At 41.2% G+C, this 8533-nt stretch carries 8 protein-coding genes and 4 tRNA genes; all 12 read right to left on the bottom strand.

Features of this window, described 5'->3' with window-relative positions; translation table 11 throughout:
- Positions 1 to 280: 280 nt before the first annotated feature.
- Positions 281 to 357 (bottom strand) — tRNA-Pro (locus HL290_RS18205).
- A 4-nt stretch (positions 358 to 361) separates the two neighbouring features.
- Positions 362 to 437: transfer RNA gene (locus tag HL290_RS18200), tRNA-His, on the bottom strand.
- Between the two features lie 32 nt (positions 438 to 469).
- Positions 470 to 546 (bottom strand) — tRNA-Arg (locus HL290_RS18195).
- Between the two features lie 56 nt (positions 547 to 602).
- Positions 603 to 679, bottom strand: a tRNA-Pro gene (locus HL290_RS18190).
- 142 nt (positions 680 to 821) lie between these two features.
- Positions 822 to 1886, bottom strand: coding sequence for a quinolinate synthase NadA (gene nadA, locus HL290_RS18185; protein WP_003655894.1), 1065 nt, complete (start codon positions 1884 to 1886; stop codon positions 822 to 824).
- Positions 1887 to 2031: 145 nt separating this feature from the next.
- Positions 2032 to 3252, bottom strand: coding sequence for a bifunctional glutamate N-acetyltransferase/amino-acid acetyltransferase ArgJ (argJ, locus tag HL290_RS18180; protein ID WP_005042980.1), 1221 nt, complete (start codon positions 3250 to 3252; stop codon positions 2032 to 2034).
- Between the two features lie 133 nt (positions 3253 to 3385).
- Positions 3386 to 3865, bottom strand: a complete 480-nt coding sequence (locus tag HL290_RS18175; protein ID WP_005042982.1) for a methylated-DNA--[protein]-cysteine S-methyltransferase — start codon at positions 3863 to 3865, stop codon at positions 3386 to 3388.
- 11 nt (positions 3866 to 3876) lie between these two features.
- Positions 3877 to 4197, bottom strand: coding sequence for a DMT family transporter (locus tag HL290_RS18170; protein ID WP_003655889.1), 321 nt, complete (start codon positions 4195 to 4197; stop codon positions 3877 to 3879).
- Between the two features lie 149 nt (positions 4198 to 4346).
- Positions 4347 to 5342 (bottom strand): cation transporter, encoded by a 996-nt coding sequence (locus tag HL290_RS18165; protein ID WP_198497204.1) that lies wholly within the window; start codon positions 5340 to 5342, stop codon positions 4347 to 4349.
- 28 nt (positions 5343 to 5370) lie between these two features.
- A complete protein-coding gene (locus tag HL290_RS18160; protein WP_198497203.1) occupies positions 5371 to 6126 on the bottom strand; it encodes a copper resistance protein B in 756 nt (251 codons plus the stop codon).
- Positions 6113 to 7993, bottom strand: coding sequence for a copper resistance system multicopper oxidase (locus HL290_RS18155; RefSeq protein ID WP_198497202.1), 1881 nt, complete (start codon positions 7991 to 7993; stop codon positions 6113 to 6115). The genes HL290_RS18160 and HL290_RS18155 overlap by 14 nt, the downstream gene beginning before the upstream one ends.
- A gap of 40 nt (positions 7994 to 8033) precedes the next feature.
- Positions 8034 to 8429, bottom strand: coding sequence for a hypothetical protein (locus tag HL290_RS18150; protein ID WP_198497201.1), 396 nt, complete (start codon positions 8427 to 8429; stop codon positions 8034 to 8036).
- Positions 8430 to 8533: the final 104 nt, after the last annotated feature.

The raw sequence follows: 8533 nt of genomic DNA, 5'->3' as shown, positions 1-8533 counted from the left end.
GAACAGAGAACAGAGAACAGAGAACAGAGAACAGAGAACAGAGAACAGAGAACAGAGAACAGAGAACAGAGAACAGAGAACAGAGAACAGAGAACAGAGAACAGAGAACAGAGAACAGAGAACAGAGGTTATATGTATTAAGGATACGAGTTCAAATATTGGAGTAAGTTTGAATTAAAATTTTGAAATAGAAAACAAAAAAATTCCTTCTATCTATAAGATAAGAAGAAATTCTTTTTAATATTTGGGATATTTTATAAAGCTTGAACGCTTTTAAATATGGTCGGAGCAGTAGGATTCGAACCTACGACCCCCTGGTCCCAAACCAGGTGCACTACCAGGCTGTGCTATGCTCCGAAATTGGGGTGAATGACGGGATTCGAACCCGCGACAACTGGAATCACAATCCAGGGCTCTACCAACTGAGCTACATCCACCATCAAATAGTTCTATGTACCAAGCTACCGAGTGGCGCGCCTGACAGGATTCGAACCTGTGACCATCCGCTTAGAAGGCGGATGCTCTATCCAACTGAGCTACAGGCGCTTAACCGATGATGCTTATCATGCGATACTTCGCCGATCTTAAAATATTATTTTAAGTGGTCGGAGCAGTAGGATTCGAACCTACGACCCCCTGGTCCCAAACCAGGTGCACTACCAGGCTGTGCTATGCTCCGATCTATCTCAGCTTTTGCTGTATCGCACATTGTGCGGTACGGTGTGCATTCTAGGCGCGACGCCCTCAGACGTCAACACCTATTGTCAAAAAAAGTTAAAAATCCTTATCAAATGTATATTTAACAAGCATTTTGAGGTTTTTTAACGCTTTAACGATGCACTAAAGGCTAACATTCGATCTAAAGGCATTTTGGCACGTTCAGCAAGCGCTGGATCTACGTGTATTTCCTGATCGCCCTTTTGCAAAACTTCTAAAATTCCGTCGAGTTCATTCATTGCCATCCATGGACAGTGTGCACATGAACGACAAGTTGCACCCTCACCTGCTGTTGGCGCCTCAACTAAAATCTTATTTGGCACAGCTTGCTGCATTTTGTAGAAAATACCACGGTCAGTTGCCACAATAAGTCTTTCGTTTGGCAAAGTCTGCGCAGCTTTAATCAATTGAGAAGTACTACCTACCGCATCTGCAATGTCTACAACCGATTCTGGCGATTCTGGATGTACCAATACAGCAGCATCTGGATACAGTGCTTTCATGTTGGCAATACCGCGTGCACGGAATTCTTCATGCACAATACATGCACCATCCCAAAGCAACATATCTGCACCAGTTTTCTTTTGAATATAGCGACCTAAGTGCTGATCTGGTGCCCAAATAATTTTTTCGCCTAAGCTATCTAGGTGCTCAACAATTTCGACTGCACAGCTTGAAGTCACCACCCAATCTGCTCGTGCTTTAACAGCAGCCGAGGTATTGGCATAGACAACTACGGTGTAGTCAGGGTGCTGATCACAAAAGGCAGTGAACTCATCAACCGGACAACCTAAATCGAGTGAACAAGTCGCTTCGAGTGTCGGCATTAAAATTGTTTTTTCAGGAGACAGAATTTTTGCTGTTTCTCCCATAAATTTAACACCTGCCACAACTAGTGTAGAGGCGGCATGATCTCGTCCGAAACGGGCCATTTCTAAAGAGTCAGAAACGCACCCACCTGTTTTTTCGGCAAGTTCCTGTACTTCAGGGTCGCAATAGTAATGAGCAACAAGGACAGCATCACGTTTTTTGAGCTCTGCTTCGATCTGAGCAAACTTTTGTTGTTTTGCTTCTTCACTTAAGCGGTTGTCTTTTGGCTCACCTAAACGGTCTAAATGCGCTTGTACAATGTTTTTTGCATCGTTGGCAATTAAAGTCGCATCACTCATAAAACGTCTTCTCTATCCTTCATGCTGGCATACCTGCTCGCATATAACGTTACTGCTTAAATGATTTACTAACTTGAATCATTTAATATCAAAAGATGGGGCTAATAAAAAAGCCTCTTTGTCGAGGCTTGATTATAACTGATATTTAAGAACGGTAATCAGCATTAATTTTGACATAGTCGTAAGATAAGTCACAGGTATATACCGTGTCTTTGGCTTGACCGCGTCCTAAATCAACTCGAATGGTAATTTCTGTTTGTGCCATAACACGCGCACCCGCCTCTTCGGTATAGTCCTCGGCAGCTCCACCGTCTTTACAGATTTGTACATCATCTAGCCATACCTGAATTTTAGATACGTCTAAGTCTTTCACTCCAGCATAGCCAATTGCTGCCAAAATACGGCCCCAGTTCGGGTCAGATGCAAAAAGTGCAGTTTTGACAAGTGGTGAATGAGCAATACTATAAGCAATATCGCAACATTCTTGAGTGTTGCCACCGCCTTCTACAGCAACAGTAATAAACTTTGTTGCACCTTCGCCGTCACGTACAATTAACTGTGCTAAACGATTCATAACACGAGCCAGTACTTCTAACACTTGAGCATATCGTGCATCGTTAATTGAAGTAATTTCAGCTCCACCCGCCTGACCTGTTGCCACAAAAATACAAGAGTCATTGGTTGAGGTATCGCCATCAATCGTAATACGGTTAAATGAATGCTCAACCGTTGTCTTTAATAAGCTTTGTACTAAATCACGGCTAATAGGTGCGTCTGTAGCTACAAAGCTCAGCATGGTTGCCATGTTTGGACGAATCATGCCAGCGCCTTTACTAATACCTGTCATAGTATAAGTAATGCCATCTAGCTCAAATTGTTCAGATGCGCCTTTAGGCACTGTATCTGTGGTCATAATGCCAGATGCCGCATCATACCAAGCAGCCTCTTGCAAAGTGTTTAATGCAGGTCGAAGTCCAGCCAGTAAACGCTCCATTGGAAGCTGTTCGCCAATTACACCTGTAGAAAATGGTAAAATTTCTGAGCTGTTTACCCCAGCAATCTCAGCTAATTTTGCGCAAGTATCTTGAGCATTTTTCAAGCCTGTAGGTCCAGTACCTGCATTGGCATTACCCGTATTAATCACTAAATAGCGAGGATTACCTTGGGTAAGATGGGCTTTAGAGACATGAACAGGTGCAGCACAAAATGCATTTTGGGTAAATACACCTGCAACATTTGAACCTTCTGCAAACTCAAAAATGACTAAATCTCGTCGGTTTGGGTAACGTACATATGCTTCTGTTGAGCCAATTTTTACACCTTTTACCACATGCATTTGTGGCATTGTTACGTCACCGACAGCCATTTTTAGAACATCCAGAGTTTGTTATGAATAAGATTAATATTTCAAAAAAGCGATGCGATGAAGCACACTCTTTATGAAATATCAGTGTTAACAGCTTAGTAGAAAAGTCTAAAAAAATCGAGCGCAAAACGGCTCATTGTTGCTCTAGCTTTAATAAAATATCTTTCTTATCAAGACCACCAGCAAAACCAACTAATGCCCCCCCTGCACCAATTACTCGGTGACAAGGCGCAATAATCGAAATCGGGTTTTTCCCATTTGCAGCGCCCACCGCTCGTACAGCTTTTTCATTACCAATTTGAAGTGCAATCTCTTTATAACTTCTTGTTTCCCCATAAGGGATGGTGAGTAAAGCAGCCCATACCTGTTTTTGAAATGCGGTTCCTTCGAAATCTAGTGGCAAAGAAAACTCACAGCGCTTGCCTTCAAAATATTCTTCTAATTGTTGCTCAGTTTTTAATAAAACTGGATGTTCAACTTGTTCGACCAGCTCAGCCAGCCGAACACGTTTTGGATTTTCATTATCCCAGAGTACTGCCACCAAAGCATTTTCATTCGCAACCAGCTTTAATTGCCCAACAGGCGAATTGATATACTTATAAGACAGCAACATAGTTTATTCTCTTAAGACGGCGACGAAATTTTCATTAAAACCAAACCTGACACAATCAGTACAGCGGCAATCATTCGCATAGCTCCAATAGGTTCATTGAGAAAGAATATGCCCACTAAAAATGATCCAATTGCGCCAATTCCTGTCCAAACCGTATAGGCAGTGCCAAGAGGTAAAGTTTTCATTGAAATTGAAAGTAGAACTACACTCAAAATCATAAAAACTACGGTAATAATACTAGGGGTTAAGCGTGTAAAACCTTCAGACATTTTCATAGAATATGCCCAAATGATTTCAAATACACCTGCTAAAATTAAAATAGCCCAAGCCATAACATTCACTAATTTTTATATTGTCAGGTCGTCCTGACATGATTACCCATTATGGGGGAGGTCGTTCCTCCTTTATGTGAAGGCTCAGTTTACTTTAAAATAAAAAATGAAGGCAAACCCTATCTAAAGCTAGCCTGTCTTAGAAAATCTTATTGGTTTTTTAACTGTAAAATTTTTCGGACACTATTTAAAACAAATAAAACAATAATCAGTCCAATAATTAAATCAGGATAAGGAGAACCTGTCATTGCGACCAATATTCCCGCAACAATAACACCTAAGTTTACAATGACATCATTTGCAGAAAAGATATAACTCGCCTTCATGTGTGCCCCACTCTCTTTATGGTCACTCATTAAATAAAGACAAGTAATATTCGCCGCAAGAGCCAATCCACCAATTAAAATCATTAAAATTGAAACAGGTTCACTGCCATATATAAAGCGGCGCAGGACATCAATTAACACAATTATGGCTAAGCCGAACTGCAACCAACCAGAAAGATGTGCAGCCTTTAATTGAGCATTAAGATTTTTACCTACCACAAATAAGGCAATACCATAGATTGCAGCGTCTGCGAACATATCGAGTGAATCGGCGATTAACCCTGTCGATGATGCAATGATGCCTGCCATAAACTCAATGACGAACATGACCCCATTAATAAGTAATAACCATTGTAAAACTTGCTTTTGTGCTGCATTCATTGAAGAGCTGGTTCTAACCTTTTTAGGTTTTTCAACAGGTTCATAATGTGGCTGTGTTTGTTGTAACTCAGCTCCTAATCCTAGACGCTGTAGGCTTTGGGTAATCATTTCAGCTTGAGCACTGTGATAAATCGCCAAATGGCGTGCCGGTAAGTCAAAATTAAGTTCCTGAATATCGTCAGCGTAAGAGGCTAAAGCCATCCGTACCATTTGCTCTTCGGCTGCACAATCCATGTGAGGAATATGATAATAACTCACCCATTGGCTCTTCTTAGCCCCGAGTTCACTAGGGGTAGAATACTCCTGAGAAGGCATGCTTGAGCACCCGCAGCTAGAGCTACTTTTACTTAAATGTATTTGATTCTCTTGTTTTTCTAAAGCCATCTGTGCACCATAACTGACACAAAAAACAATGCCATTAGTATAAACCAATGGCATGTCGTTAAGCTTACTTTTTGTTCGTAAATTAGAATTTTAGCGTTAACCCTGCTCCATAATACCAACCATGTTCGGAGTCGGTTCCAGTTTGCCAAGCAGTTTGTTTTAAACCTTTTTCATAACCATAACCGACATCAACAAATGGCATGACCTTTTTGTTGATTTCATAACGGGTTTGAAAGCCAGCTTGTAAACTTGATAAACCTGTTTTACTGGCATAGCGAGATTCATCTTGCAAAACAACGTCTGCTTTTAAATAAGGTTTACCAATTAACTTTTGGGTAAAGAGTAAGTCTCTTTCTGTCTCTAAACTTAACTTCCATAGCTGGTCTTCACCTGCATAAAGATATGCATCGGTTTCAAAAAAGTAAGGTGCCATGCCATGTAAACCCACTACACCAGCCCAGCGATCTTGCTTTTGGTCTTCCCGCTGTAAACGTTCGAAGTTCACCCCAGCCTGTACATCCCAATAATCAGCTACATTTCGACTGTAAAGTAATGAGCCACCGTAATTAGTATCTTCGGACTCGGCCTTTTCAACATGAGCTTTAATGAATAGTTTGTTTTCATCAGTTCCCACCCAACTTTCTAATTCAGAAGAAAAACTACCTTCCCCTTCTTCATTTTGAGTCCAGCCCGTATCAATCGTAGTCGCCTGATAAACCTGACCACCATGTTCGCGTAAATGATCATGTGTTAAAGGTTCTTGAGCAAAAGTAAATACAGATATGCTCGAGAAAGCACCGCAACATACCATTTGAGAAAATAACTTAGTGATGCGCATGACTAGCTCCTTTCTCATTTTCAGATTGAACAGGCGATTGAGCTTGAGGTGGCTGTTGCCCATCATTCACTTGAGCCACAATCAACTTATTCATCATCCCTGCACTCATGTGATAGAGCAAATGACAATGAATCGCCCATTCTCCTAAGGCATCGGCTGTCAATAACGCAGTAACTGTCTTTCCTGGTGGAACAATAACGGTATGTTTATTTGGCAAGTTTTCAGCTTGTTGACCATTTTCCAATTGCATGAACATGCCATGTAAATGCATTGGGTGAGCCATCATGCTGTCATTCACGAACTTCAAGCGAATACGTTCGCCATATTTAACTTGCAATGGCTCAGCTTCGCTAAATTTCTTGCCATTAATGGTCCAGATATAACGCTCCATGTTTCCGCCTAAACGAATGACTAATTCTCGTTCCGGCGCACGGGTGTCTGGTTGAGGTGTTAAAGACTGCAAATCACTATACTGCAATGCTTTCATACCGGCTGGTGTTGAAGCATTTGCCCAGCCATAAACTGGCTCATCTTTTTTAGTCGTACTTTCAGATTGAGCTGGCATTTCATGATTCATATTCATCATCGCGTGATCATGCTCGCTAGATGGCTTTGCCTGCATATCGTGTTTCATTTCAGGCATAGCTGACATGTCGTGCTTCATTTGCATCATGGAATGATCATGATTGGCATGGCTTGTCTCTTTTTTCATTTCAGGCATGGTCGACATGTCATGTTGCATGTTCATTTGATGGCCAGCATGTTCATCACTCGCTCCATCACCATGACTCATGCCCATATCATCCATGGTTAACAAAGATCGCGGACGTGGCTGTGGCATTTGAATTGAACCAACCCCCTGAGTATTTTCATCATGCAAAGTACCGATTGCAAAGCCGCTACGGTCAATTGACTCAGCCTCAATCTGATAATTTGCCTGTTTAGGTTCAACAATCACATCATAGGTTTCGGCTGTTCCAATTCGAAACTCATCAATTGCTACAGGCTTGACTGGCTGCCCATCTGCACTCACGACTGTCATTTTTAAGTTTGGAATTCTGACATCAAAAAATGACATTGCAGAAGCATTAATGAAACGTAGTCGGACTTTATCTCCTGCCTTAAAATCACCTGTCCAGTTTTGCTGCGGTGTCTTACCGTTGACTAAGAAGGTATAACCCGTCACATCAGACATATCGGTTTTTAACATCCGCATCTGGTTCCACATCGAACGATCTTGCCAAGTTGCTTTTAAGCCTTGTGCTTTAACCTGCTTCCAGACATCAGATACAGTTTCACGGCGATTTTGATAATACTCAGCAGATTTTTTCAAATTCTTCATAATGCTATCGCTAGAAGAATTATGAAAATCTGAAAGCATCACCACATAATCACGATCAGTTTTTTCATGCTCTGCAACTGGTGTTCTCCCTTTCGGGTAAATCACGAGTGGACCATATAAACCGTCTTGCTCTTGGCCTTTACTATGGGCGTGATACCAATAAGTGCCGTTTTGTTTCACCTTAAAGCGGTAAACAAAATCTCCGTTTGGAGCGATTCCTGTAAAACCATTGAAACCCGGTACGCCATCCATTAACCCTGGCAGTAACAACCCATGCCAGTGCAAAGACGTATCTTGATTCTTTAATTGGTTATGAACATGAATAACAGCCTCATCTCCTTCCTCAAACTCAAGGAGTGGTGCTGTAAACTTGCCATTTACGGTAATTCGTTTTAGCGGTTGACCAGTAACATTGACCTGTTGTTCATTAATATTAAGGTGATATTCCTTAATTGCCGCGAGGGACCATGGTGAAACCAATAGCCCAAATACAGCGACTAAGCTGCTAATTGTTTTATGAGACATTGCTGTAATCCTTTTTAATTAAAAAATAAGTAAGAAAGGATTAAGCTTTAGGAGGACGTAAAATTTCTTGCCAGTATCCGGCTAAATGCTGAGCCTGATAAATACTGCTAAATTGAGAAGATATTGGAATAAATGATGATTCAAGGTCTGGGACCGCTTGTTGCAGAGCCAGATTCACGATTTGACAATGTACGGGGTTACAGTCCTTACAATGCTCACCGTGCGAATGAAGAGACTGGGTCATGGTTTGATGACATATAGTCTGATCATCTGCTTGGACATGTACAGAGTGATGAGTCATTTTTTCACTATGACATGGCATCGTGTGAAGATCATGCTGCATAGGCGTCTGAGCAATAGACACACCACTCCACCCAATGACTAAAGTCATTAGGAACACAAACCAAGCATACTTGCGTAAGTGTTGTAGGGCCATTGTCGTTTATTGCCTTATGCAATTTATATATCTTAGGAGCATTAGCATAACTAAGTTTTAAAAGAGATACAATTTTTCCATCTTAACTGTTTGTTTTAAATTAA

It is taken from the genome of Acinetobacter sp. AC1-2 (genome assembly GCF_016124155.1).
In the GTDB taxonomy this organism is placed as follows: domain Bacteria; phylum Pseudomonadota; class Gammaproteobacteria; order Pseudomonadales; family Moraxellaceae; genus Acinetobacter; species Acinetobacter calcoaceticus.
This window is presented reverse-complemented; position numbering and strand designations above follow the sequence as displayed.